The following is a 22,905-nucleotide window of genomic DNA, read 5'->3' on the forward strand; positions in this document are numbered from 1 at the left end:
CCTCCCGTCGGAAATGGTTCGTTGCCACGGCACAAAAAGAGCCGCTGGCAACGCGCGCTGGAAAAGGTCGGCAAGTGTACCCCACTCGCAGGTCGGGGCCAACCATCTTGAACGCGCATTCAAAAAAGACTTGCATCGGAACAAAAAAACGTCTTGAATGCACGTTCAAGAATAACCCGTTCAGGACACACTATCATGAATACCCTGTTTCAGCCGTATCGCCTTAATGAGACTCTGACCCTGGCCAACCGCTTCATGATGGCCCCGCTCACCCGCTGCATGGCAGGCCCCGGTCTGGTGCCGACCGAGCAGATGGCTGCCTATTATGCTCGCCGTGCCGACATCGGCCTGATTGTCTCCGAAGCCGTCATCATCCGCCCCGATGCGCAGGGCTATCCCAATACCCCGGGCCTCTTCACCCAGGCTCAGATCGATGGCTGGAAGAGAGTGACCAGCGCCGTGCACGCCAAGGGCGGCAAGATCTTCGCCCAGCTGTGGCACGTCGGCCGCCTCTCCCACCCCTTCTTCCATCAGGCTGAAGTGCTGGCTCCCTCTGCCGTGGCGCATGAGGGCACAGTACCCCGCATGCGTGAGCTGACCTATCAGGTGCCGCGCGCCCTGACCGAAGCCGAAATCGCCCAGCTGGTGCAGGATTATGCGACTGCCGGTACCAACGCCATCAAGGCGGGCTTTGACGGGGTGGAGATCCACGGTGCCAACGGCTACCTGATCGACCAGTTCCTGCACCACTCCACCAACCTGCGCACTGACAACTACGGTGGCTGCCCGGAAAATATGAGCCGCTTCGCGCTGGAAGTGGTCGATGCCATCAGCGCCCGCATCGGCGGTGATCGGGTTGGTATTCGTCTCTCCCCGGGTGCCTATGTCCATCTGGCGGGTAGCCCGGAAGATCGCGCCGTGTTCGACTATCTGCTGGGCAAGCTGAACGATCGCCCGCTGGCCTATATCCACCTCGGCATCTTCGATGACAACCTCACCTTCGATTATCTGGGTGGCCGCGCCTCCGACTATCTGCGCGCCCACTACAAGGGCAATCTGGTCGGGGTGGGCAACTACGACGCCGAGCGCGCCGCAGCAGCCATCGAGGCCAACCGCTTCGATCTGGTGGCCATCGGCCGTCCGCTTATCGCCAACCCGGACTACCTCACCAAGGTGAAAAATGGCGAAGCGCTGGTGCCCTACGCCGACACCATGCTGGCCGAGTTGGTCTAACCGCATCGGTAGCGCCAGACAACAGGCAATAAAAAACGAGGGGAGCTGTTGCTCCCCTCGTGCTATCTGGCTGATACGCTGATCAGCTGGTGCAGACTTAATTGGTGCGGATACTTAATTGGTACGAAATAGCGCCTCGATGGAGAGTCCCTGACTCAGCAGGATCTCCCGCAGACGGCGCAGCCCCTCGACCTGGATCTGACGAACCCGCTCGCGGGTCAGGCCAATCTCGGCCCCCACATCCTCAAGGGTGGCCGGCTCGTAACCCAGCAAGCCGAAACGACGTGCCAGCACTTCCCGCTGCTTGGGATTGAGCTCCTCGAGCCAGTGCACAATGCTGCTGCGCATATCATCTTCCTGTGACTCCAGCTCCGGCCCCATGCCGCGCTCGTCGGAGAGCACATCCAGCAGCGCCTTGTCGCGATCGCCACCGATGGGGGTATCCACCGAGGTGATCTTCTCGTTGAGCTTGAGCATGCGGTTCACATTGTCCACCGAGCAATCGAGTGCCTGAGCGATATCCTCGGCGGTCGGCTCGTGATCGAGACGGTGAGAGAGTTCACGCGCGGTGCGCAGGTAAACGTTTAACTCCTTGACCACATGAATGGGCAGACGGATGGTGCGGGTCTGGTTCATGATGGCCCGCTCGATGGTCTGGCGGATCCACCAGGTGGCGTAGGTGGAGAAACGGAAGCCGCGCTCGGGGTCGAACTTCTCGACCGCGCGGATAAGACCGAGGTTGCCCTCTTCGATGAGATCCAGCAGCACCAGGCCGCGGTTGTTGTAACGACGGGCGATTTTGACCACCAGTCGCAGGTTGGACTCGATCATGCGCTTGCGGGCTGCTTTGTCACCCCGCAAGGCACGACGAGCGTAATAGACTTCTTCTTCGGCAGTGAGGAGGGGGGAGAAGCCAATCTCCCCCAGATAGAGCTGGGTGGCATCCATCACCTTGTTCAGTTCCGGTGCCAGCAATTCATCGGAGATGGTCTCTTCCGCCTCGGCGGCCACCTCCTCCAGCTCTTCTACCTCTTCGTGAGACTCGGGGTCAGCGTCAAACTCTAACTCTGCATCCTGCATTACCAGTTGTTCTTGGCTCATGGTGTGTCTCCCTGACGTTACCAGAGTAAGACGGTCTCTCTGGGGTTAACGCTTTGGCAAATAGCTCATCGGATTGATCGACTTGCCTCTATACCGGATCTCGAAATGCAATCGCACATCCGGCGCGTCCGTGCTGCCCATGTTGGCAATGACCGAGCCCCCCTTGACGCTGTCCCCTTCCTTCACCCGCAACTCGTCGTTGTGTGCGTAGGCGGAGAGATAGTCATCATCATGCTTGAGGATGATCAGCTTGCCGTACCCCCTTAAAGCACTGCCAGCGTATACGACCTTACCGCTGCTGGCGGCGTAGACGGGTTGCCCCTTCTGGCCGGCTATGTCGATACCCTTGTTACCCTGTTCTGCAACAGAGAACCCCTCGACGATCCGGCCTTTTGCGGGCCAGTGCCAGGAGAGTCTCGACTGGGAGTTGTCTGTTTTTTGTTCTTTGACCTGAGCGTATTCCTTCGGTGCCTCCGCAGCAACGGATTTCTGCGAGATGAATGGCGTGGTCTGACCAGATCCGCTTGGTTCTGCCAACGGACGCGGGCCACTGCTCGGTCGGGTCGTGGTGGTCTGCACCGGAACCGGTGTCACCGGGCGGGTTGCGGCTACCATCTGGGTGCTGCTGCCGCCAGCAGACTGAACGTTGAGCACCTGACCCGGTTGCAGGGCGTAGGGGGCACTCAGGTTGTTGCTCTGGGCCAGCGCCTGCGGCGTCATGCCGAACTGGCGGCCGATACTGCTCAGGGTATCGCCGCGACGCACCTCATAGGTGCCGGAACTGCGGCTGCTGCTTACGCTGGCGCTGGAACCATCGAGTCGCAAGCGCTGCCCCGGATAGATGTTGTAGGGCGGGCTGATGTTGTTGAGGCTGGCCAGCGACGGCACGTCGTTACCGGAGTTGAAGGCGATGGAGTAGAGGGTATCGCCCCGCTTCACCACATAGCTGTTGCCCTGAATGGGGGCACTGACCTGAGCGCCGGCCTGACGGGTCGGGATGGTCGAGACGAAGGGACCATCACCCAGCCCCTCAACCGGAGCGGCATTTTTACTGGAGGAACAGGCAAGCAGCAGCCATGAAAGAACGACGACACTGCTTCCCTGCCAAATACGCGAACGCATAGCGGATCCTTAACGACTAAACCAGAAATAGGCCACGACGGCCAGACCAATACAGAGCCAACCGAGCACGTCTACGTAGTGCATCAGTTTGCGTTCCATCTTCTCGCCACCCCAGCGCATCAAACCTGCCACCAGGAAAAAGCGCAAACCGCGGCCGATGAGGGAGGTGATGATGAAGGGCAACAGAGCCATTTGCAACAGCCCAGCCGTCACAGTAAAGACCTTGTAGGGGATCGGGGTAAAGCTGGCGATAAAGATGACCCAGATGCCCCACTGCTCGAACCAGTGGCGAGCGATGGCGATCTTGCCCTCATAACCGACGGAAGCCACCAGCGGCTGCACCACCGGATCCCACAGGGCGTAGCCAAGGGCATAGCCAAACAGCGCACCCAGCACCGAGAACACGGTGGCCAGCGTGGCGTAGTGCCACGCCTTGTGGGGCTTGCCGAGCGCCATCGGCGCCAGCATCACGTCAACCGGGATGGGCCAGAAGACCGATTCGATAAAGGCGGTGATGGAGAGATACCAGGGGGCGTATTTATGGCGCGCCCACTGCATTACCAGTACATACAAACGGGAAAACAACTTCACTCAACATCTCCGTCGATCAGGGGAACAAAACGCACCGGTTCCAGAATTCGGCTGGTCAGCTGGGAGCCGGAGCGTTCAATCAGTTGCAGGGTCTGCTGGCTGTCGCCCACCGGCAATACCAGCCGACCGCCATCGGCCAGTTGATCGGTGAGCGCCGTCGGGATCTCGCTCGCCGCCGCCGTCACCAGAATGGCGTCGTAAGGCCCCTTGTTGGGCCATCCCAGCCAGCCGTTACCGTGCTTGGCCGAGACATTGTGCAGATCAAGCTGGCGCAGCCGGCGTCTTGCCTGGAACTGCAGCGACTTGATCCGCTCCACGGTATAAACGTGCTCCACCAGATGGGCGAGGATCGCCGTCTGGTAACCGGAGCCAGTGCCAATCTCCAGCACGTGGGCCGGATCATTTTGCATCAGCAGCTCGGTCATTCGCGCCACCATGTAGGGCTGCGAAATGGTCTGGCCATGGCCAATGGGCAAGGCGGTGTTGTCCCACGCCTTGTGGGCCATGGCCTCATCCACGAATAGCTGGCGCGGCACTTTCGCGATGGTCGCCAGTACGCGAAAATCGCGAATATCCTGCGCAATGAGCTGATTTAACAGGCGCTGTACTATCACACCCTCATCCCTGCAGATCTAACCAGGCCCCCAGACCAGCGAGACTGTCATAGGCAGTCATGTCAATGGTCAGGGGAGTTATCGAGACATAACCCTGCTCGATGGCAGCAAAGTCGGTTCCTTCTCCTGCATCCTGCTTGTCGCCGGGAGGGCCAATCCAGTAGATGGGCTGACCGCGGGGATCCTCGGTGCGAATCACCGACTCCGCCCGATGGCGATTGCCAAGGCGGGTCACTCTGATCCCCCGGATCTGCTCAAGCGGCAGGTCAGGTACGTTCACATTGAGGATCTGATCCGCTGGCAGGGGGTGCTTCATCAACCCCTTCACCAGCAGGGCCGCATAGTGGGCCGCCGTGGCGAAATGGGTCTTGCCCACCAGCGAGATGGCGAGGGAGGGATAGCCAAGGTGGCGCCCTTCGGTCGCAGCCGCCACCGTGCCAGAGTAGATGACATCATCCCCCAGATTCGCACCGTGGTTGATACCGGCCACCACCATGTCAGGCTCGGGGCGCACCAGCTCGTTGACCGCGAGGTGGACGCAGTCGGTCGGCGTCCCCTTCACCGCATGATAACCGGTTTCGCTGATGCGGGTGACCCGCAGCGGCACCTCCAGCGTCAGGGAGTGACTCGCGCCGCTGCGGTTGCGATCCGGTGCCACCACCACGACCTCGCCGCAGGCGCGCAACGCCTCGCTGAGGGCACGGATGCCCTCGGCATGCACACCATCGTCATTACTGACCAGAATTCGCATCGGTTTGATTCCTGAAACCGTGATCGGCCTCTTCGGCCTGCATTAACTCGCGCACCACGCTGGTGGCAAAGGCGCCCGCCGGCAGGAAGAAGGAGAGAGTCAGCACCTCACCCTCCAGTTGCCAGCTCATCTGCTCCGGCTTGAGCAGCAGCGGGCGGCGATCCTGATCCAGCCCCGCTTTCTCCAGTCCGTCACACCAGTCGCTGTACGCCGCCAGTACGCCCTGTTCGAACTCGGCAGCGGCCCCTTGGCTGGCCAGCCGGCCACGGCCCCACTGGGGTGCGGTGAGCTGCACGTCGCCGGAGGCGAGACGCGCTTCCAGCTCGGGAGTCACACTCTCTTCACTGAAGATGGAGTGGCTACCCTTGAGCATCACGCAATCCCCGGCCAGCAGCTGGTGGGCCAGCCCCTGCTCGATACGAGCGCTGACGATGGCATTGAACAGCATGCTGCGCGCGGCGGAGAGGTAGAGAGAGCGCTTGTTGCGATCCTTGATCCGCTTGCCGGCAAACATCGCCTTGGCCGCTTCCAGGTTGTTGCCTTCACGGCCGAAACGCTGCTCGCCATAGTAGTTGGGCACGCCTTGGGCGGCGATGGCCTGCAGGCGGGACTCCAGCCCGTCGGCCTGCTCCAGACCGGTGAGGCGCAGGGTGAAGTGGTTGCCCTTGAGGTAGCCGACCCGCAGCTTCTTGTTGTGGCGCTTCACCTCCAGGATCCGGATGCTGTCGCTCTCGATGACGGAGAGGTTCGGCTCGGCCTTGCCCGGCAGGTGAATGCCGAACCACTGCTCGGTCACTGCGTGGCGATCCTTCAGGCCCGCCCAGGTCACCGCATTGCGGTTGACCCCGGCCGCATCGGCCAGCAGGCCAGCCACCCAGGCGGTGTTCTCACCGGTTTTACGCACCCGGACGAAGATGTGCTCCCCTTCCCCGCAGGGTTCAAACCCGAGGTCTTCATTGACAACGAAGTCAGCGGCCTCGGCCTTGAGGATACCGCGGGCGGTTGGCGCACCGTGCAGGTAGGCAAGTTGTTCCAGCATTATTGTTTCACCAGTAAGACGACGGCTTCGGTGGCGATCCCTTCCTTGCGCCCCGTAAAGCCAAGCTGTTCGGTGGTGGTCGCCTTGACGTTCACCCGGTTCAAATCACATTGCAGATCGGCCGCCAGCACGGCGCACATGGCGTCGATGTGAGGCGCCATCTTGGGTGCCTGAGCGATGATGGTCACATCCAGATTGCCGATGGCATACCCTGCGCGCTGCACGCGGGCAAAGACATCCCGCAGCAGGATGCGGCTGTCGATACCCTTGAATTCGGCAGCGGTATCGGGGAAATGGCGACCGATGTCACCGGCACCGATGGCGCCCAGCAGGGCATCGCTCACCGCATGCAGCACCACGTCGCCATCGGAGTGGGCGATCAGCCCCTGCTCGTAGGGAACCGGCACCCCGCCCAGCATGCAGGGGCCAACCCCACCAAATTTGTGTACGTCAAAACCATGTCCAATCCGGATCATGCTCGCTCCTTGTTCGGCCTGTCTGTTCAGACCTCTTTGTTCTGATAGGTGGGCTTATGCCTGCTGGCTTAAAAACAGTCCCGCCAAAGAGAGATCCTCCGGCCGGGTCACCTTGATGTTGTCGGCGCGCCCCTCCACCATCCGCACCGAAAATCCGGCGCGCTCCATGGCAGAGGCCTCATCGGTAATGGTGGCACCGAGCGCCAACCCCTCTTCCAGTGCCCGCTTGAGAGGGCCAGTCGGGAACATCTGCGGCGTCAGGGCATGCCAGAGCTGCTCGCGCTCGACGGTGGCAATGATATTGCCGGCCGCATCGGAGCGCTTCATGGTATCGCGCACCCGGCTGCCGAGGATGGCGCCACCGCTCGTCATGGCAGTGGCAATCAGGGCGTCGAGATCGCCGTGGGTCAGACAGGGGCGGGCCGCATCGTGCACCAGCACCCACTCCCCTTGCGCCACATGAAGGGCGTTGAGGACGGAAAAGGCGCGCTCGGCGCCCCCCTCGACCCGCAGGATCCGCTCATCCTGCGCCACCGGAAGGGTGTCAAACCAGCGGTCATGGGGAGCCAGCGCCACGATCACCTGCCCGATGGCGGGGTGTGTAAGCAGCCGCTCCAGGGTGTGCTCGAGAATAGTCTTGCCCGCCAGTTGCAGATACTGCTTGGGGCACTCGGCCCCCATCCGGCTGCCAATGCCGGCGGCCGGCACGATCGCCGTCAGGGCTGGAATGCGGCTCACATCAGTCATCGTAAGGGGCATCCGCTGGCACATTCTCTTTTTCTTTCTCTTTGGGGATGATCCGGTAGAAGGTCTCGCCCTGCTTGATGTAGCCCAGATCGTTGCGCGAAAGCTCCTCGATGGCCTCAAGGCCAGAGGTGAGATCGTCGATTTCGCGATAAATCAGGTCGTTGCGATCCTTGAGGCTCTGGTTGTCCCGCTGCTGCTGCGAGATGGCCTCCGACAGACTCTGGTAGTCGGACAGCCCGTTCTTCCCCAGCCAGAAGTCATATTGCAGACCTCCCAGCAGGAGGATCAGGATCAGGGTGAATAGGCGCATGCTCTAGGTCTCCTTCAAGCGGCCTAGTGTCCCATATTCGGTGCAAAGACAAAAGAAAGCCAATACCCCGAAGGGGCCGGGCAAGCAGAAAAAAGTGCCCAAAGGTGAGTCAGATAGCGCAAAACCCCGCCAAACCGGCGCAAGGATTGACCAGTGTGGTCAAGATGCGCCGGGGCGGGGTTGATTGTCAGAACAGAGGTGCCGCTATCAGTTGACGGCGACCGGCTCCCCTTCCAGCTCGGCCGGGGTGTTGTACTCCTCCTCAGCCTCGCGGAAACGCTCCAGCATGGTTTTTGAAGGCGCTTCTCCCAGCAGGCTGCCCGTTACAATCGCGATACAGGCAAACAGGAAGCCAGGGATGATTTCATACAGCCCCAGCCAGCCGAACTGTTTCCAGACGATCACCGTGATGGCGCCCACCAGCATGCCGGCCAGCGCACCGTTGCGGGTCATTCGCGGCCAGAGCACGGAGAGCAGCACTACCGGGCCGAACGCGGCACCAAAACCGGCCCAGGCGTAACTCACCAGCCCGAGCACCCGGTTCTCCGGATTCATGGCAACGCTGATAGCGATCAGGGCGATGGCCAGCACCATCAGGCGCCCCACCCACACCAGCTCGCGCTGGGAGGCGTTCTTGCGCAGGAACGGCTTGTAGAGATCCTCAGTGATGGCGCTGGAGCAGACCAGCAGCTGGCAGCTCAGGGTACTCATCACCGCTGCCAGAATGGCCGAGAGCAGCACGCCGGCGATCCAGGGGTTGAACAGGATCTTGGAGAGCTCGATAAAGACCCGCTCCGGGTTGCCGGTGACGCCGCCCGCAACTTCCGGGAAGCGGGCGAAGTAGGCCAGACCGAAGAAGCCGATGGCCACCGCGCCGCCCAGGCAGAAGATCATCCAGGTCATGCTGATGCGACGGGCATTGGCCATGGAGTGGTGGGAATCCGCTGCCATGAAGCGGGCCAGAATATGCGGCTGACCGAAGTAGCCGAGCCCCCACGCCATCAGGGAGATGATGGCGATAACGTCCAGATTCTTGAACATGTCGAGGTTGCTGGCACTTTTGGCCGCTACCTCGATCATGGCGCTGTCCACCCCGCCCACGGCGATGATGACGAATACCGGCGTGAGGATCAGGGCGAAGATCATCAGGGTCGCCTGCACCGTATCGGTCCAGCTCACCGCGAGGAAGCCGCCGAAGAAGGTGTAGGTGATGGTGGCGGCCGCACCGACCCAGAGGGCGGTGTTGTAATCCATGCCGAAGGTGCTCTCGAACAGGCGGGCACCGGCCACCACGCCGGAGGCGCAGTAGATGGTGAAGAAGAGCAGGATCACCAGCGCTGAGAGGATGCGCAGCACCTTGCTGTGATCTTCAAAGCGGTAGGTGAAGTAGTCCGGCAGGGTCAGGGCGTTGCGGTTCTTCTCGGTATGAACCCGCAGGCGGCCCGCCACCCAACGCCAGTTCAGGTAGGCTCCGATGACCAGACCGATGGCGATCCAGCTCTCGGAGATGCCGCTGATGAAGATGGCGCCGGGCAAGCCCATCAGCAACCATCCACTCATGTCGGAGGCGCCGGCGGAGAGGGCGGTGACCCAGCTCCCCATCCGGCGGCCGCCAAGGATGTAGTCGTCAAAGTTGCGGGTGGCGCGATAGGCAACAAAGCCGATCAGTACCATCCCGAGGATGTACACCAGAAAGGTGATTAACATGGGTGTGCTGGCTGTCATGCAAAACTCCGTTTTATTTCATCTTTTACCCGCTCTGATGACGGGCTCGTCCCTAAAAACCGGCCTAGCTTAATCACCCGTCCCTATCGGCTCAACCCCTTTGTTAACAAACAGAGAACACAATAAAAACCTTTGCGCAGCAAATCATCTCTACATCAAGGAGATAGAACCGAATTTCCTTTTCCGTCCGGGCGAGAGATCAGAGCACTTGCCCCTGCTATTGAGCGTTTTATCTTCACATTTTGTTACTATCGAGCTTTTTACATCCTCCCCATCCCCTCCTACACTCGCCGCCCTGAATCCAACGAACCGGGGCTACGCCTATGTCCTCTCATCTGTCGCAACTGCGCACCCTCGCCCGCCGTCTCCATCCGGTAGAGGAGTCGGGCCATCTCATCAGACGGGCCAAATTCGTTGGCCGCCTCTGGCTGCATCCGGGAGCCCGCGCCCTCTATCGCCAGCAGGAGACGCTGCCGCTGCTGGCGCAGGCGATCACCCGCTTCCCCGATATTCTGGAAAAACCGATTCACCCCTATCGCCACAAGGGGCTGCGCAAGGGGCTCCGCGCCGGGCTCATCACCGCCCACTACCGGCAGCTGGCACTGGCCCTGCCCGAAGCGCAGCAGCAGGCGATCTACAGCCAGAGCGGCTTGCAGCTTGCCAGCTGGCAGAGCGACAAGCTTGCAGCGCCACTCACCCTGCAGCTCGATTACCAGACCCACATGGCCAAAGAGGGGGAGATGAGCCTGACCCTCAAGCTCGGCCAATCGGCGCTCTACTTCATGGCGCTCAACCTGCGCTGCGAGCCGCAGCCCACGCTGGAGATCTGCTCGCTGCAAGGGGGCAAGGGGCTGAGCGAAGAGATCAAGCTGGTCACCAAGGCGTGCGGCGGCCTGCGTCCCATGTCCCTGCTGGTCTACATGGCGGCCGAGCTGGCCCGTGGTCTGGGGTGTGAAACCCTGCTCGGGATCCGCACTCAAAGCCACGTCTACCAGTGCAGCAAGCGCACCGCCAACCGGGTCAAGTTCGATCTGGATGGGCTGTGGGAAGAGCATCAGGGCAACGTCATGGATGAACTCTGGATGAGCCTGCCGCTGCAGATACCGCGCAAAACGCTGGAGGAGATCCCCTCCCGCAAACGGGCCAGCTACAAGGCGCGCTACCAGATGCTCGATCAGCTCGCCGGAGAGCTCGCCGACAATCTGCGCCGCAGCTAATCCTGCCCCGTACAAGGTCAGAAAAGAGAAAGGGCGAACAGCACGCTGTTCGCCCTTTCTTGTGGTCGATTACCGGGATTAGCCGTTGATGGCGACCGGCATACCGCTGCGCTGCTCCAGCGCCTGTTTGACCAGCTGGGAGTCGCTGTCGGCGTGGGCAATGAAGCGGGTGATGGCCGGGGTCATCGGCAGCGGTGCCGGCAGGCTGGAGTTGAACTCCTCCTCGCTGCGGGACAGCGGCTGATGCACTTCCAGATAGCGGCGGCCATCCGGCTCAACAGAGGCCTTGAGCGGCTGGTTGATGAACTGGACGCGAGTGCCTACCGGTACCTTCTTGAACAGGTACTCGATGTCATCGTTGCGCAGACGCACACAACCGTGGCTCACCCGCAGGCCTATACCGAACTGGGCGTTGGTACCGTGGATGGCGTACATCTTGCCGATGTAGAGCGCAAACAGCCCCATGGGGTTGTCCGGGCCAGCCGGCCATACCGCAGGCAGGCTCTCGCCACGGGCAGCGTACTCGGCGTGCATCTTGGCAGTCGGAGTCCAAGTCGGGCCCGCTTTCTTGCGCTGCACGCTGGTCACCCAGTTCTCCGGGGTGTCGGTGCCGAGCTGGCCGATGCCGATGGGCAGCACTTCCACCACCTTCTTGCCTTTCGGGTAGTAGTAGAGGCGCATCTCGGCCACGTTCAGCACGATCCCTTCACGGGGCGCATCCGGCAGGATCAGCTGATGGGGGATCACCAGCTTCTCGCCGGTCTGCACCAGCAGGGGGTCAGCCTTGGGGTTGGCTTCGATCATGTTGGTCAGCCCCAGCTGGAATTTTGCGGCAATGGCCTCCAGCGGCTGGCCGTTCTCTTCGGCCGGGACCACGTATTCCAGATTTTCCCCCACCAGACGGCTGTTGGCCGCAGGCAGAGCATATTCAACAGCGAAAACCGGCGCAGCGGTCAGCAGCAGGCTGTAGCAGAGTGTTGCCACACTATTGCGAAGGAGCTTCATAACTTTCCCATGATAATGACTGAGTTGACATCTCTGGGCTGACAGCTGATCAGACGAGGATCAGGGGCGCGAAGAGAAGGCCGCCATTTTTCTCTTCTGCAAAGCAAATTTCAACTGACAAGTAGCGGCGGGTCGACGATTAATATCGCTTTTTTTCTCCGCCGCCAGCCCCTGCCTGTCGCCCGTTTATCCCTTCTGCCAGAAGCGCATATCGTATCCCGTGGGAGATTGGTGCAACCGCAGATGAAATTGCTCGATGATGGCGAAAATGTGGTCGAAAATATCGGCCTGGATCCCTTCGTACTCGGCCCAGGCGGTGGTTGCAGTAAAGCAGTAGATCTCCAGCGGCAAGCCGTCAGAGGTCGGCGCCAGCTGACGCACCATCAGGGTCATATCCTTGCGAATGCCGGGATGGGCGCGCAGATAGGCATCCAGATAGGCGCGCAGGGTGCCGAGGTTGGTGAGGTGACGGCCGTTGATGGGGCAACTCAAGGCATCGCTCAGCTGCTGGTTGTAACTGCTCAGCTCCTGCTCCTTGCGGGTGAGATAGGGCGCCAGCAGCTGGGCCTGCTTGAGCTGCAACTGCTCTTCGGCCGTCATGAAGCGCACGCTGGTCATGTCGATATTGATGCTGCGCTTGATGCGCCGCCCGCCCGATTCGGTCATCCCCTGCCAGTTCTTGAAGGAGTCGGAGATGAGAGCATAGGTGGGAATGGTGGTAACCGTCTTGTCCCAGTTCGACACCTTGACCGTGGTAAGGCCGATATCGGTCACCTCGCCGTCGGCGCCATATTTATCCATCTGCAGCCAGTCGCCAACGTTCAGCATCCGGTTGGCAGAGAGCTGGATCCCCGCCACCAGCCCGAGGATGGGATCCTTGAATACCAGCATCAGCACCGCGGTCATGGCCCCCAGACCGCTGAACAGGAACAGCGGTGACTTGCCAAGCAGCAGGGCGATCATCAGGATGCCGACCAGAATGCTGCCCACCAGCTTGGCCCCCTGGAAAATGCCGCGCAGAGGCAGATCACGCCACAGCCGGATGTTGCGGCTCACTGCCAGCACGCAGTCGAGCAGGGTAAAAAAGGAGAGCAGCAGGAAGAAGAGGATCCAGAGCTGGGCCGACATCTCGATAAGCTTCAGGCTATCGGAGCTGCGCGGCAGCCAGATCTCCGCCTGACCGAGCAGCACGGCCCCCTGAAAGACGAAAGCAAGCCGGTAGAAGAGGCGCTGTTGCAACTGGGGCGGCAGCCACACCTGCTTGGCCCTGCCGAGAATGCCCACCAGTCGCACCAGCAGAAAGCGGTGCAGCATCATGTGCAGCAACAGCGAGGTGACGAGGATGAAAGCGAGCGCAATCACCAGCCCCATCATGCCAGTCACCTCGACGCCAAGCTCCGACAGCCAGTTAAAAAACGTCTCTTTCATTCCTCTCCCCCAATGCTGCAATGCCAAAACGTGGCCGTCAGGGTAACGCCCCGCGCCTCCAAGTCAAATAACGGGTCGCCACAAACGACAACGCCCGGCAAAAGCCGGGCGTTGTGATGAGCACGATTGGCGTTAGCCGACCAAGCTCAGGGCATCGCGGGCGATAACCAGCTCTTCGTTGGTCGGGATCACCATGGCGCAACGGCTGTCGGCAGTAGTGATGCGGCCTTCGCCACCCAGTACCGCGGCGTTGTTCGCCTCTTTGTCCACCTTGAAGCCGAACAGGGCCAGACGCGCCAGCACCATCTCGCGCACCATGGCGGCGTTCTCACCGATACCACCGGTGAAGACTACGGCGTCCAGACGACCGTCCATCGCAGCGGCGTAGGCGCCGACATACTTGGCCACACGGTAGGTGAAGACATCCAGCGCACGCTTGGCACCGGCGTCGGTAGCGTAGTTGGTGGTGACATAGCGGCAGTCGCTGCTCGCTTCAGTCATCCCCAGCAGACCGGACTCACGGGTCAGGGTGTGGTTGATCTGCTCCACGCTGTAACCAAGCTGGTCGTGCATGAAGAAGACCACAGCCGGATCGATGTCGCCACAACGGGTGCCCATCGCCAGACCTTCCAGCGGAGTCAGGCCCATGGAGGTGTCAACAGACTCACCATTCTTGATGGCGCAAACGGAAGCACCGTTGCCAAGGTGGCAGTTGATGATGTTCAGTTCATTCAGCGGCTTGCCCAGCTCTTTGGCAGCCTCTTCCGCGATGTAGCGGTGGGAGGTGCCGTGCGCGCCGTAACGACGGATGCCGTGCTCGCTGTAGAGCTTGTAAGGCAGCGCGTAGAGGTAGGCCTCCTGCGGCAGGGTCTGGTGGAACGCGGTGTCGAACACGGCCACGTTCTTGTCCGCCAGTTGCGGGAACACCTTGAGCGCAGCGCGGATACCGATGAGGTGAGCCGGGTTGTGCAGCGGGGCGAACGGGATAGCGGCTTCGATGCCGGCGATCACGCTGTCATCGATGCGAACGGAACGGGAGAACTGCTCGCCACCGTGTACGATGCGATGGCCGATGGCCACCAGCTGACCGGCCAGAGACGGATCCTGCGGCAGGATGTGGCCCACGATGTGGTCGAGCGCTTCCTGGTGAGCGGCACCCGCTCCCAGCATGGCTTCGCCCTTGACCCCGTGGAGTTTCCATTTGATACGTGCATCATCCAGATTGAAGCATTCGGCCAGGCCGGACAGCATGTCCTCACCTGTTTCGGCGTCCATTACGGCAAATTTCAGGGAAGAGCTACCGCAGTTAAGGATCAGTACCAACTTGCTCATTTTCTACATCTTCCTGTGCTTCGGCTTTATGCCGACAGTGTCGTGTCATCCAAAAGAGGATGGGATTCCCCTGCCGGGGGCTTATGGTCGCAGGAGGGTGCGTCCAATTTTTCAATTCTTGCTCTTGAAAGAGTCATCGCAACTTGTGGTGCGTATCACTCGTCTCAATGCTTGCGAGTCTCGACGCATCAGCTGCGCAGGGCTCGCTTCAATGGGGATGCTCAGGCGATGGCCAGCAGATCCCGATGTACCTTGACCACCAGCTTCTTCACTTTGGCGGGCTGGTTGCGCGTACAGAGCGGGCGATGCAGTTCGCCCGGCCAGAAGATGGCGAAATCGCCAGGTTGCAGCGCCAGATAGGTAGTCTGCTCGTCCTCGACAAACCAGAGGTCGGGATGGGGATGGTCAGCCCTTTCGTCTGCATACTCATGAGGCCCGACACCGATCCACTCTTCGCCTGCCAGCAGCAGCTGGATATCGAGATAGTCGCGGTGGAACTCGCCACGGCGATCCGCAGCCGGCTCGGTCATCTCCTCGCTCACCAGACAGAACAGCTTGAGGCCGTCGATTTCACTCTTGCCAAGGGGCGCCTCGCGCCAGAGGGCAACGCTTTTGACCACCTCGACCATGATGCGATCCAGCGGGGCAGGCAGCGGTGTACGCTGCAACGTGTTCAGGCTACCGGTGATCATGGTGCGAGCATCTTCCTGTTAGGTATATCTGCGCGGCATCTTTGCCGCCCAATGAAAAAGGACCTGTTACAGGTCCTTCGATAATGCCCTCGGCGATCCGTGCAGAGGGATTAGAGCTAATGCTCACATTCAGCATATTGGGGCACTGTTACACACTCATCCGGTGGTTGCCAAGAGCGTGAACCCCATTTTTCGGGTGATCGTACCAGCTGAAACCATATTATTCACCACCCTTTTGCCGGCGACTTTGACCAGACGCAAAAACGGGAGCATCTGCTCCCGTTTTTTTCACGCAACCGGTTTCATTCAAGCCTTGCCGGCGTTTTCCACCGGTTTGGCATACATGGCACGCCAGATTGCCTTGTGCTCTTCCGGCACCTCTGACTGACGGGTCAGGAAGGCTGCCTGCTCGATGGTGTTGGCCTTGCCGGAGACATCGGCCGCCAGATAGTTGCTCGGGAAGAGGCGATAGCTGCTCCAGATCGCCTTGTCGATCAGGGCCGCCAGCTCGTCCGGATCGCTGAAGCCCTCGGTAATCGGTGCCCCGAAGGCGACGTGTACCCGCCCCTTCATGCCGACGATGCCGGCAACGATGCTCTCGATATCCTCGAACTCGCCCTTCTCGTAGCTGCCGTTAACCGACTTCTCGTAGAGCTCGCGCGCCTTCGCCTTGTCGGTGGGGTCCAGCTCGTAGCTGATGCTGACCGGCACGATATTGAGGCTGCGCATGTAGTCGACGAAGTCGATTTTCTGCTTCTTGCCGTCGACGTAGAACATCTTGAGGATGGCCGGATCCGTCTTGTCATCGCCATTCTTGGCGCGCCCTTCCTTCTGGGCGATCCAGATGGAGTGGCCTTCATGCACCGACTGGCCGATGTAGGCGGAGAGCTCGCCGAGCGCCTTCATCATCTCCCGCGGCCCCTTGGCGGAGCGCTTGACGATAAAGCTCTTGTTGAGCTTCATCAGCTCGGTGGCGCAGGGTTTGCGCAGCAGGTTGTCGCCGATGGCGATGCGGACAGTGTCAAAACCGTGGGTATAGAGACCCCAGTTGACGAAGGCCGGATCCATGGCGATGTCCCTGTGGTTGGAGACGAACAGGTAGCCCTGCTCCTTCTTCAGATGCTCGATCCCGGAGAAGGTCACCCCCTTGGTAGAGGTGGCGATCATCCGGGACATATAGTTGGTCACCCCGACCTGCACCTGATGCACAGTGGTCACTTTTGACCACTTGTAGCGCAGCACCTGGCGGATCAGCGGGCGAATCGCCCAGCCCAGCCAGCTCATCAGGGAGCCAAAACGGTATTTGGCGATGGCACCGATAAATTCATCATCCTGGATCAGCCGTTCGATGGCCGCCGGCACTTCTTCATCGCGGTAAGGGCGAATGTCCGCGAATCTGTCAACTTCAGTCACAATGTCAGCCTTGCATGCTAGGAAACCGCAGCCAACCCGCGTTGGCCGGGGAAAATTCAGGGCGCAATTTTACACGCTTTTATGGCAAGGGGTATGAGACAAGCATGAATAGTGAGATCTGACCAGTTAATTAATCAGATGTCAGGGCCAGGTTGACGGCCGCCTCGGCATGAATGGCGGTGGTGTCGTAGAGCGGCACGGCCGCCTGCGCCTCCCCCACCAGCAGGGCAATCTCGGTACAACCGAGGATCACCGCCTCGGCGCCGGCAGCGGCCAGCCCGGCGATAATGGCCAGATACTCGGCGCGCGACGCGTCACGGATCTCCCCCAGACAGAGCTCGTCATAGATGATGCGATGGACCCGCTCCCGCTCTGCCTCGGTGGGCACCAGCACCTCCAGCCCGAAGTTCGTTTGCAGCCGTCCCTTGTAGAAATCCTGTTCCATGGTAAAGCGGGTGCCGAGCAGGCCGACCCGTTTTATCCCGTCCGCTTGCAGGCGGCGCGCGGTGGCATCGGCGATATGGAGCAGCGGAATATCGATGGCGGCCTCTATCTCGGGCGCCACCTTGTGCATGGTGTTGGTGCCGATCAGCAAGAAATCGGCGCCGCCATCCTGCAGTTTGCGCGCTTCGGCCGCCAGCAGGCGGGCAGTGGCGGGCCAGTCACCGGCATGCTGCAGCCGCTCTATCTCGGCAAAGTCGACGCTATTGAGCAGCACCCGCGCCGAGTGCAAGCCACCGAGCTTGGCCCGCACCCCGCGGTTGAGCGCCTGATAGTAGCTGACAGTGGACTCCCAGCTCATGCCACCCAGCAGACCGATACATTTCATAACAGCTCCTTTCATCCCAAGGTAAGGCTGTGCCACGCCACCTTGCAGGCAAGGCAACAGAGGCGAGATAAAAAAGGCCCCGCAGGGCCAACAAGACAGCCGGTAAAGGCCCGGGTCAGCCCCGGGCTAAATCCAGATCATCAGCACGCAAGCCGCCGTGGCGATCCCCATACCGAGGTTAAAACGGCGCCAGCCCCGGCCGGTGCGGATAAGACGGCGCACCTGGGCGCCGAACAGTACCCAGAAAGCACCGGTATAGAGGCCGGTCACAAAAAAGATGGCAAGCACCCAGATGGCGGATGGCCAGTAGGCCTCTCCCGCCAGGGTGAAACCGCTGATGGCGGAGAGCGCCATCATCCACGCCTTGGGGTTGAGCAGTTGCAGCATGGCCCCCTGATGGGCAGGAATGAGCGGCCGATTGCCTTCTGCCGGGCCGCTGGCGGTCGCCACCTTCCACGCCAGCCAGAGCAGGTAGGCCGAGCCGATCAGCTTGAGGCCGTCGTGCAGCAGCGGCACCTTGTCAAAAATCACCCCGAGCCCCAGCGCCATGGCGAGGATCATCAGGTTGATCCCCCCGACCACCCCTACCAGCAGCGGCAACGTGCGGCGAAATCCCTGCGCCGCCCCGGCGCTGGTGAGCAGCATATTGTTTGGCCCCGGCGTACCGCAGGTGACCAGTGCAAACCCCGCGAGGGGCAGTACCCAGTTCAGATCCATCTCAACCTCGTTCAGACCACATATCAGACTCTCTGCCAGACAATCCGCCAGATAAAGCAGCCCACCAATATGCAGAAGCGGCAGCCCGACCACAAGGATAAAGCGGGTGGGAAAAGCCTCAATACCAGAGCATCACCACGCAGAGGGCAGTCAGCAGGCCGAGGGAGCCGTTGAGTCGACGCCAGCCCCGATCCGTGCTGATCCAGTTGCTCAGCTGATGGCCAAAGAGCACCCAGACAAAGCAGGTGGGCAGCGCCACCAGCGCAAACATGATCATCACTGCCAGCTGGCTGGGCCAGTAACCGGCACCGGTCAGGCTGAACAGACTGATGGCGGAGATCCCCATCATCCATGCCTTGGGGTTGAGAAACTGGAAGCCCAACCCCTCCAGGAGGGTCAACGGCCGGGCGCGCCGGGCCGGATCGCTCGGGGCGCCTGCCACCGCGATGCGCCAGGCCAGCCAGAGCAGATAGAGGCTGCCGAAGATCTGCAAGCCGAGGCGCAGCAGAGGCCAGCGCTCGAACAGGGGATAGAGCCCCAGCGCCAGCACCAGTTGCAGCACAGGTTGCCCCAGCGCTACGCCAAACAGGTGTGGCAGGGTGCGCCGCACGCCGAAGTTGGCACCGGAGGCCGTCAGCATCAAGTTGTTGGGGCCGGGCGTGCCGCAGGTGAGCACGGCGAAGCCAAACAGGGTGGCATACCATTCGAACGTCATGAGCGACTCCTCATCTTGATGGGTTAATTGTATCGATACAATCAACCCTCAACGGTTGTTATCAGGTTGAAATTCACGCTATATTGCCCTTAACTTTCGATCAATGGATTTATTGTCATCATGACAATCTGGACACCGGATCTCTCCGCCTTCGATGGCCCCCTCTACCTCAGACTGGCCAGCGCCATCGAGCAGGCCATTGTGGATGGCTCGCTGCCCGTACAAACCCGTCTGCCGACCCACAGGGCGCTGGCGGACAAGCTGGGGGTCACGGTAGGCACAATCACCCGCGCCTACAGCGAGGCAGAGCGGCGCGGGCTGGTCGCCGCCCGTGTCGGCCACGGCACCTGGGTTAAAGGAGCGAGCACGGACCCCGCCAATCAGTGGGTGATCCGCACCGAGGAGGGGCCGCGCATCGAGTTGTGGCAGAACCTGCCGGTGCAGCTCGATCGGGCCGCATTAATCCGCCCGCTGCTGGAAAACCTGAGTCAGGGGGATCTCAACCTGCTGCTTGGTTATGGCAAGGAGGCGGGCCAGCCGGATCAGCGCCAGCGCTTTATCGAGTGGCTGACAAGGCAGGGTATTGCGGCGCAAGAGGAGCGGCTGCTGTTCAGCCACGGCGCCCAGCACGGCATCATGCTGGCCATGCTGGCGACCGGCTGTGTCGGCGAGAGTCTGATGTGCGAGGGGCTCAGCTATCCCGGCATGCTGGGCAATGCCCGCCAGCTGAAAAATCAGGTCATCGGGCTTGCCATGGATGAGGAGGGGCTACTGCCCGATGCGCTGGAGGCGGCCTGCCGCAGTCGGCGTGCCAGAGTGCTCTACCTCACCCCTACCCTGCAAAATCCCACCACCGCCATCATGTCGCTGGCACGGCGCGAGGCCATCGTCGCCGTGGCCCGCCGGCACGATCTGCTGATCATCGAGGATGACGTCAACGGCCTGCTGCCGGAGCCCCATCAGGTGCCGCTGGTCAATCTGGCGCCGGAGCGGGTCATCTACCTCGGCAGTCTGGCCAAGATCGCCTGCGGCGGCATGCGGGTCGGCTTCGTGCTGGCGCCTGACCACCTCAAGCAGGGCTTCGCCCAGGCGATGCGCCTCTCCAGCTGGATGGTCAGCCCCCTGCTGGTCGAGCTGGCGTGCCAACTGGTAAGCCAGCCGGGGATCGACCAGCTGATCCGCGAGCAGCGGCAGACTCTGGCACGTCGTGGCGAGCTGCTGCACCACCTGCTGCCCGGCGCGCGCTGGCAGCCGGGCAGCATGCACGCCTGGTTGCCGCTGCCCGAGCCGTGGCGCAGTCAGGAGTTCGCCGCCGCAGCCGATGCCCTTGACGTCGGGGTGGCGAGCGGGGAACACTTCGCCGCCGGCCAGTTCGCCGCCCCGCAGGGGGTACGCCTGAGCCTGAGCCAGCCCGCAACCGATGCCCGCGTGGCCGAAGGGCTGGAGCGGCTGGCCCAGCTGCTGCGGGGCACGCCCCCCAGCAATCCCCTGCTATAGTCTGCCCTGCCAACCACAATGACCCGTCAAGGAGATGCCATGCCCCGCTTCAGAGCCACCCTGCTCGCCTCAACCCTGCTGCTGGGCGGGTGCGCCTCGCCAGCCCATCAACAGCTGGGGGTAGTCATCACGGGTCTGGAGGGGGAGCTGCAACGGCTGGAAGAGGAGCTGGCGGCTATGAACGGCCTCAACTATCAGAAGGCGATCGACGCGCCGCTCAGCTTGCGCCGCTATCTGAAGGCGCCATCCCCCACGCCGGAGGGATTGGTGCCGCTTCACAGCAAGCTGCAGGATGGGCCGCGGCTCAGCTATGACTACCGGTTGCCGGCGGGGATGAGCACACTACCGCTGGATAATCCCTGTCAGCGCTACGAATTCGAGCTGCGCCACCTTGGCCACCTCGGACAGCTCGAACTAAGCTGGCAAGGTGCCGGGGGAGAGGGGGAACGCATGATCAGGCAGACCGAGTGCAGCTTCCCGGCCAAGACCAGCAAGATGTGATAACTGCCCATCATGCCCCATCCCGCCCTCTGCTGACTACTGTCAACTTTTCATCCGCCCAAGACTGGGCCCAAGTGTCTCTTGGCTCTACCATGATTCATTCAAGGATTGGCAAAAAGGGAGTGTTGTATGGCGATATTGCTGCTTGATGAGGATCCTCTGCTGCGCAGCGCCATCATCCGGCAACTGACCGAACAGGGTGTGCTGGCCGAACATATTCACTACCACAACCACCCGGAACATGGGCACAACGGCCTGTTTGCCCTGCTCCAGCAACAACCTTTTGATGCCATCATCTGCCAGCAGGACAAGCAGCAGGGGCGTGAAGGGGCCCGCCTGCTCCACGAGGCGCACTACCTCGGCCTGCTGCAACCCGGTTGTGTCCTGCTGCTGCTCGATGCCGACGCCAGCGAGCAGGAGTTTCTCCCCTCGGATCTCTACTTCTCCCTCTATCTGCAGCTCCCCTTTATGACCGGTCAGCTCGACGAGGTGCTGCGCCAGCTGGTGCACCTGAGCTCACTCACCCCCTCCCTCAGCGCCCCCATCGCCCTGCGGGAGTGGCAGATCGCTACCGCCACCTGTGAAGACCTGCTGTTCCAGCCGGAACATCGGGAGCTAAACCCCTGGCTGGATCGACTCAAGGGGTATCTGCTGCTGCAATCCGGCGATCAGATGGCAGCCGCCCAGCACTACGCCCTCTGCGCCAACGAATACCGCACCAACTGGCCCCGAGCCGGCCTCTTCTACGGTCTGCTCGGGCTGGGCAAACTGCAGAGTGCGCTCACCGATCTGCAGCGCCATCAGGATACCTTGCCGCTGGCCACCAAGCGGGAGCTGACGCTGGCCAGCCAGCTCCATCAACATCAGTGGCAAACCGCCTGGGGCACGCTGCAGGAGCTGCAAAAAATCCGCCCCCACCAACCACGCTGGCACCAGCTGGCCATGCTGCTGGGATTGATCTTGCAGGATGAGGATAAGGTGCTGGAGCAGGTCCACAGCCTCAACCTGCGCTATTTCGGTGAGCTGCATCCCCGCCAGTCGCTGGAGAGCTTCATGCTGAGCGCGGCGCTGGCGGTGCTGTGGCAGAGTCCGTCCGCCAACCGGATCCGCTCCCTGATGCAGGAGTGGGTTCACCTCAAGCGCACAGTGACCCTGCAGGCGCACGAGTACGAGCTGCTGCAGGCGTTGAAACTGGGGCTGGAGTACCGCTTCGACGAGGCGTTGATCCTCATCTCGCACCATCAGCCGGATCAGGCAAGCACCAGCCATGTCACCCTGCTGCTCGGCTTTGCCGTCAGCCAGTTCTGCGGGCTGCCGCACCATGCGAGCCGCTACCTGACCCAACTATCCGAATATCGCATCCGGGTCGCCCCCCATCCACTCACCCGCCAGCTCTTTCACCATCTGGTGAGTGAGCTGGGAGTGCGCCTGACGGCCCGCGAGCAGCGCCTGACCGAGCTGCGCCAGACCCGCCACCGGGCGATGCACCTTGGCGACCACCAGCTGGCGCTGCAGGCGGGATTGCAGTTGCAGGAGGAGTTTCCCGCCCTGCCCGGTGATGCCTGGCAACTGCTGGAGCTGCTGCAACACAGCTGGCCCGCCGGCATGGCGGCGCCCAAGGTGGCGCTGGTGGTGGATCGGCTGGAGCGGCGCCTGCGCCATAGCCCCGCCTTTCTGGAGCAGCACGGGGAGCAGTATCGCCAGACCCTGAACGAGATCCGCAGCCACCTGCAACCCAAGCTCTCCGGCAGCATGCCTGCGAGCAATGCCGGCAAGCCGCCGGCGTCATAAAGCCCAAGCGACCAGTGAGCCATCAACGAGAGAGGGGAGCCATGGCTCCCCTCTCTCGT

General features: G+C 61.5%; 23 protein-coding genes. 5 read left to right on the forward strand and 18 right to left on the reverse strand.

Annotated features, from left to right (window positions below):
• Positions 1-195 precede the first annotated feature (195 nt).
• Positions 196-1,233 (forward strand): alkene reductase, encoded by a 1,038-nt coding sequence (locus tag AAHA39_RS15675; RefSeq protein WP_320656516.1) that lies wholly within the window; start codon positions 196-198, stop codon positions 1,231-1,233.
• Between the two features lie 114 nt (positions 1,234-1,347).
• Here the strand turns inward: AAHA39_RS15675 and rpoS are convergent, their stop codons facing one another.
• The 10 genes from rpoS to putP all read right to left on the reverse strand — a co-directional run bounded on the left by rpoS (position 1,348) and on the right by putP (position 9,709).
• Positions 1,348-2,334: an RNA polymerase sigma factor RpoS gene (gene rpoS, locus AAHA39_RS15680; RefSeq protein ID WP_041210181.1), complete on the reverse strand. Its 987-nt coding sequence runs from the start codon at positions 2,332-2,334 to the stop codon at positions 1,348-1,350.
• A 45-nt stretch (positions 2,335-2,379) separates the two neighbouring features.
• Entirely contained in the window at positions 2,380-3,456 is a 1,077-nt protein-coding gene (locus tag AAHA39_RS15685; RefSeq protein WP_043849958.1) for a LysM peptidoglycan-binding domain-containing protein, read from the reverse strand.
• A gap of 9 nt (positions 3,457-3,465) precedes the next feature.
• Positions 3,466-4,047 carry a YqaA family protein gene (locus AAHA39_RS15690; RefSeq protein WP_033113777.1) on the reverse strand — a complete coding sequence of 194 codons (582 nt, stop codon included), beginning with the start codon at positions 4,045-4,047 and terminating at the stop codon, positions 3,466-3,468.
• Positions 4,044-4,661, reverse strand: a complete 618-nt coding sequence (locus AAHA39_RS15695; protein ID WP_033113776.1) for a protein-L-isoaspartate(D-aspartate) O-methyltransferase — start codon at positions 4,659-4,661, stop codon at positions 4,044-4,046. The genes AAHA39_RS15690 and AAHA39_RS15695 overlap by 4 nt, the downstream gene beginning before the upstream one ends.
• Positions 4,662-4,665: 4 nt before the next feature.
• On the reverse strand, positions 4,666-5,412 hold the full coding sequence (gene surE, locus AAHA39_RS15700) for a 5'/3'-nucleotidase SurE (protein ID WP_041210183.1): 747 nt from the start codon (positions 5,410-5,412) through the stop codon (positions 4,666-4,668).
• Positions 5,393-6,451 (reverse strand): tRNA pseudouridine(13) synthase TruD, encoded by a 1,059-nt coding sequence (gene truD, locus AAHA39_RS15705; RefSeq protein ID WP_156853536.1) that lies wholly within the window; start codon positions 6,449-6,451, stop codon positions 5,393-5,395. Before truD ends, surE begins: the two co-directional genes overlap by 20 nt.
• A complete protein-coding gene (gene ispF / locus AAHA39_RS15710; RefSeq protein WP_033113773.1) occupies positions 6,451-6,927 on the reverse strand; it encodes a 2-C-methyl-D-erythritol 2,4-cyclodiphosphate synthase in 477 nt (158 codons plus the stop codon). The genes truD and ispF overlap by 1 nt, the downstream gene beginning before the upstream one ends.
• Positions 6,928-6,981: 54 nt before the next feature.
• Complete coding sequence (gene ispD, locus AAHA39_RS15715; RefSeq protein WP_320656515.1) at positions 6,982-7,674, reverse strand: 2-C-methyl-D-erythritol 4-phosphate cytidylyltransferase; 693 nt, start codon at positions 7,672-7,674, stop codon at positions 6,982-6,984.
• A complete protein-coding gene (gene ftsB, locus AAHA39_RS15720) occupies positions 7,667-7,984 on the reverse strand; it encodes a cell division protein FtsB (RefSeq protein WP_041210187.1) in 318 nt (105 codons plus the stop codon). The genes ispD and ftsB overlap by 8 nt, the downstream gene beginning before the upstream one ends.
• 207 nt (positions 7,985-8,191) lie before the next feature.
• The gene (gene putP / locus AAHA39_RS15725; RefSeq protein WP_255937681.1) at positions 8,192-9,709 is read right to left on the reverse strand and encodes a sodium/proline symporter PutP; all 1,518 of its coding nucleotides are present in this window, start codon (positions 9,707-9,709) and stop codon (positions 8,192-8,194) included.
• A gap of 323 nt (positions 9,710-10,032) precedes the next feature.
• Between putP and AAHA39_RS15730 the strand changes: the two genes are divergently transcribed.
• Complete coding sequence (locus AAHA39_RS15730) at positions 10,033-10,926, forward strand: VirK/YbjX family protein (RefSeq protein WP_201909167.1); 894 nt, start codon at positions 10,033-10,035, stop codon at positions 10,924-10,926.
• Between the two features lie 78 nt (positions 10,927-11,004).
• On the opposite strand, the gene AAHA39_RS15735 is transcribed toward AAHA39_RS15730, so the two are convergent.
• From AAHA39_RS15735 to AAHA39_RS15770, 8 genes are all read right to left on the reverse strand, one after another.
• Entirely contained in the window at positions 11,005-11,931 is a 927-nt protein-coding gene (locus AAHA39_RS15735) for a L,D-transpeptidase family protein (RefSeq protein ID WP_033113768.1), read from the reverse strand.
• Positions 11,932-12,117: 186 nt separating this feature from the next.
• On the reverse strand, positions 12,118-13,359 hold the full coding sequence (locus AAHA39_RS15740) for a mechanosensitive ion channel family protein (RefSeq protein ID WP_236763712.1): 1,242 nt from the start codon (positions 13,357-13,359) through the stop codon (positions 12,118-12,120).
• A 132-nt stretch (positions 13,360-13,491) separates the two neighbouring features.
• The gene (locus AAHA39_RS15745; protein ID WP_320656514.1) at positions 13,492-14,691 is read right to left on the reverse strand and encodes an acetate kinase; all 1,200 of its coding nucleotides are present in this window, start codon (positions 14,689-14,691) and stop codon (positions 13,492-13,494) included.
• A 221-nt stretch (positions 14,692-14,912) separates the two neighbouring features.
• Positions 14,913-15,383 (reverse strand): YhcH/YjgK/YiaL family protein, encoded by a 471-nt coding sequence (locus AAHA39_RS15750; RefSeq protein ID WP_320656513.1) that lies wholly within the window; start codon positions 15,381-15,383, stop codon positions 14,913-14,915.
• 306 nt (positions 15,384-15,689) lie between these two features.
• Positions 15,690-16,796, reverse strand: coding sequence for a 1-acyl-sn-glycerol-3-phosphate acyltransferase (locus AAHA39_RS15755; RefSeq protein ID WP_033113764.1), 1,107 nt, complete (start codon positions 16,794-16,796; stop codon positions 15,690-15,692).
• Positions 16,797-16,926: 130 nt separating this feature from the next.
• Positions 16,927-17,625: an aspartate/glutamate racemase family protein gene (locus AAHA39_RS15760; RefSeq protein ID WP_320656512.1), complete on the reverse strand. Its 699-nt coding sequence runs from the start codon at positions 17,623-17,625 to the stop codon at positions 16,927-16,929.
• A gap of 126 nt (positions 17,626-17,751) precedes the next feature.
• Entirely contained in the window at positions 17,752-18,342 is a 591-nt protein-coding gene (locus AAHA39_RS15765) for a LysE family translocator (RefSeq protein WP_320656511.1), read from the reverse strand.
• Positions 18,343-18,460: 118 nt separating this feature from the next.
• Positions 18,461-19,057, reverse strand: a complete 597-nt coding sequence (locus tag AAHA39_RS15770; RefSeq protein WP_071912871.1) for a LysE family translocator — start codon at positions 19,055-19,057, stop codon at positions 18,461-18,463.
• A 120-nt stretch (positions 19,058-19,177) separates the two neighbouring features.
• On the opposite strand from AAHA39_RS15770, the gene AAHA39_RS15775 reads away from it, so the two are divergent.
• The 3 genes from AAHA39_RS15775 (at position 19,178) to AAHA39_RS15785 (ending at position 22,846) form a co-directional block, all read left to right on the forward strand.
• Entirely contained in the window at positions 19,178-20,554 is a 1,377-nt protein-coding gene (locus AAHA39_RS15775; protein ID WP_320656510.1) for an aminotransferase-like domain-containing protein, read from the forward strand.
• Between the two features lie 39 nt (positions 20,555-20,593).
• Positions 20,594-21,055, forward strand: coding sequence for a hypothetical protein (locus AAHA39_RS15780; protein WP_320656509.1), 462 nt, complete (start codon positions 20,594-20,596; stop codon positions 21,053-21,055).
• 129 nt (positions 21,056-21,184) lie between these two features.
• Positions 21,185-22,846, forward strand: a complete 1,662-nt coding sequence (locus AAHA39_RS15785; protein ID WP_320656508.1) for a hypothetical protein — start codon at positions 21,185-21,187, stop codon at positions 22,844-22,846.
• Positions 22,847-22,905: the final 59 nt, after the last annotated feature.

Origin of the sequence: Aeromonas sp. SE22 (assembly GCF_038739755.1) — a bacterium.
GTDB lineage: Bacteria > Pseudomonadota > Gammaproteobacteria > Enterobacterales > Aeromonadaceae > Aeromonas > Aeromonas jandaei.

Coding starts and splice junctions, on each gene's coding strand:
- AAHA39_RS15775 (WP_320656510.1), top strand. CDS start 19,178: ATGACAATCTGGACACCGGATCTCTCCGCCTTCGATGGCCCCCTCTAC.
- ispD (WP_320656515.1), bottom strand. CDS start 7,674: ATGACTGATGTGAGCCGCATTCCAGCCCTGACGGCGATCGTGCCGGCC.
- AAHA39_RS15745 (WP_320656514.1), bottom strand. CDS start 14,691: ATGAGCAAGTTGGTACTGATCCTTAACTGCGGTAGCTCTTCCCTGAAA.
- AAHA39_RS15785 (WP_320656508.1), top strand. CDS start 21,185: ATGGCGATATTGCTGCTTGATGAGGATCCTCTGCTGCGCAGCGCCATC.
- rpoS (WP_041210181.1), bottom strand. CDS start 2,334: ATGAGCCAAGAACAACTGGTAATGCAGGATGCAGAGTTAGAGTTTGAC.
- truD (WP_156853536.1), bottom strand. CDS start 6,451: ATGCTGGAACAACTTGCCTACCTGCACGGTGCGCCAACCGCCCGCGGT.
- AAHA39_RS15780 (WP_320656509.1), top strand. CDS start 20,594: ATGCCCCGCTTCAGAGCCACCCTGCTCGCCTCAACCCTGCTGCTGGGC.
- putP (WP_255937681.1), bottom strand. CDS start 9,709: ATGACAGCCAGCACACCCATGTTAATCACCTTTCTGGTGTACATCCTC.
- AAHA39_RS15675 (WP_320656516.1), top strand. CDS start 196: ATGAATACCCTGTTTCAGCCGTATCGCCTTAATGAGACTCTGACCCTG.
- AAHA39_RS15770 (WP_071912871.1), bottom strand. CDS start 19,057: ATGACGTTCGAATGGTATGCCACCCTGTTTGGCTTCGCCGTGCTCACC.
- AAHA39_RS15750 (WP_320656513.1), bottom strand. CDS start 15,383: ATGATCACCGGTAGCCTGAACACGTTGCAGCGTACACCGCTGCCTGCC.
- AAHA39_RS15760 (WP_320656512.1), bottom strand. CDS start 17,625: ATGAAATGTATCGGTCTGCTGGGTGGCATGAGCTGGGAGTCCACTGTC.
- surE (WP_041210183.1), bottom strand. CDS start 5,412: ATGCGAATTCTGGTCAGTAATGACGATGGTGTGCATGCCGAGGGCATC.
- AAHA39_RS15685 (WP_043849958.1), bottom strand. CDS start 3,456: ATGCGTTCGCGTATTTGGCAGGGAAGCAGTGTCGTCGTTCTTTCATGG.
- AAHA39_RS15730 (WP_201909167.1), top strand. CDS start 10,033: ATGTCCTCTCATCTGTCGCAACTGCGCACCCTCGCCCGCCGTCTCCAT.
- AAHA39_RS15765 (WP_320656511.1), bottom strand. CDS start 18,342: ATGGATCTGAACTGGGTACTGCCCCTCGCGGGGTTTGCACTGGTCACC.
- ispF (WP_033113773.1), bottom strand. CDS start 6,927: ATGATCCGGATTGGACATGGTTTTGACGTACACAAATTTGGTGGGGTT.
- ftsB (WP_041210187.1), bottom strand. CDS start 7,984: ATGCGCCTATTCACCCTGATCCTGATCCTCCTGCTGGGAGGTCTGCAA.
- AAHA39_RS15735 (WP_033113768.1), bottom strand. CDS start 11,931: ATGAAGCTCCTTCGCAATAGTGTGGCAACACTCTGCTACAGCCTGCTG.
- AAHA39_RS15740 (WP_236763712.1), bottom strand. CDS start 13,359: ATGAAAGAGACGTTTTTTAACTGGCTGTCGGAGCTTGGCGTCGAGGTG.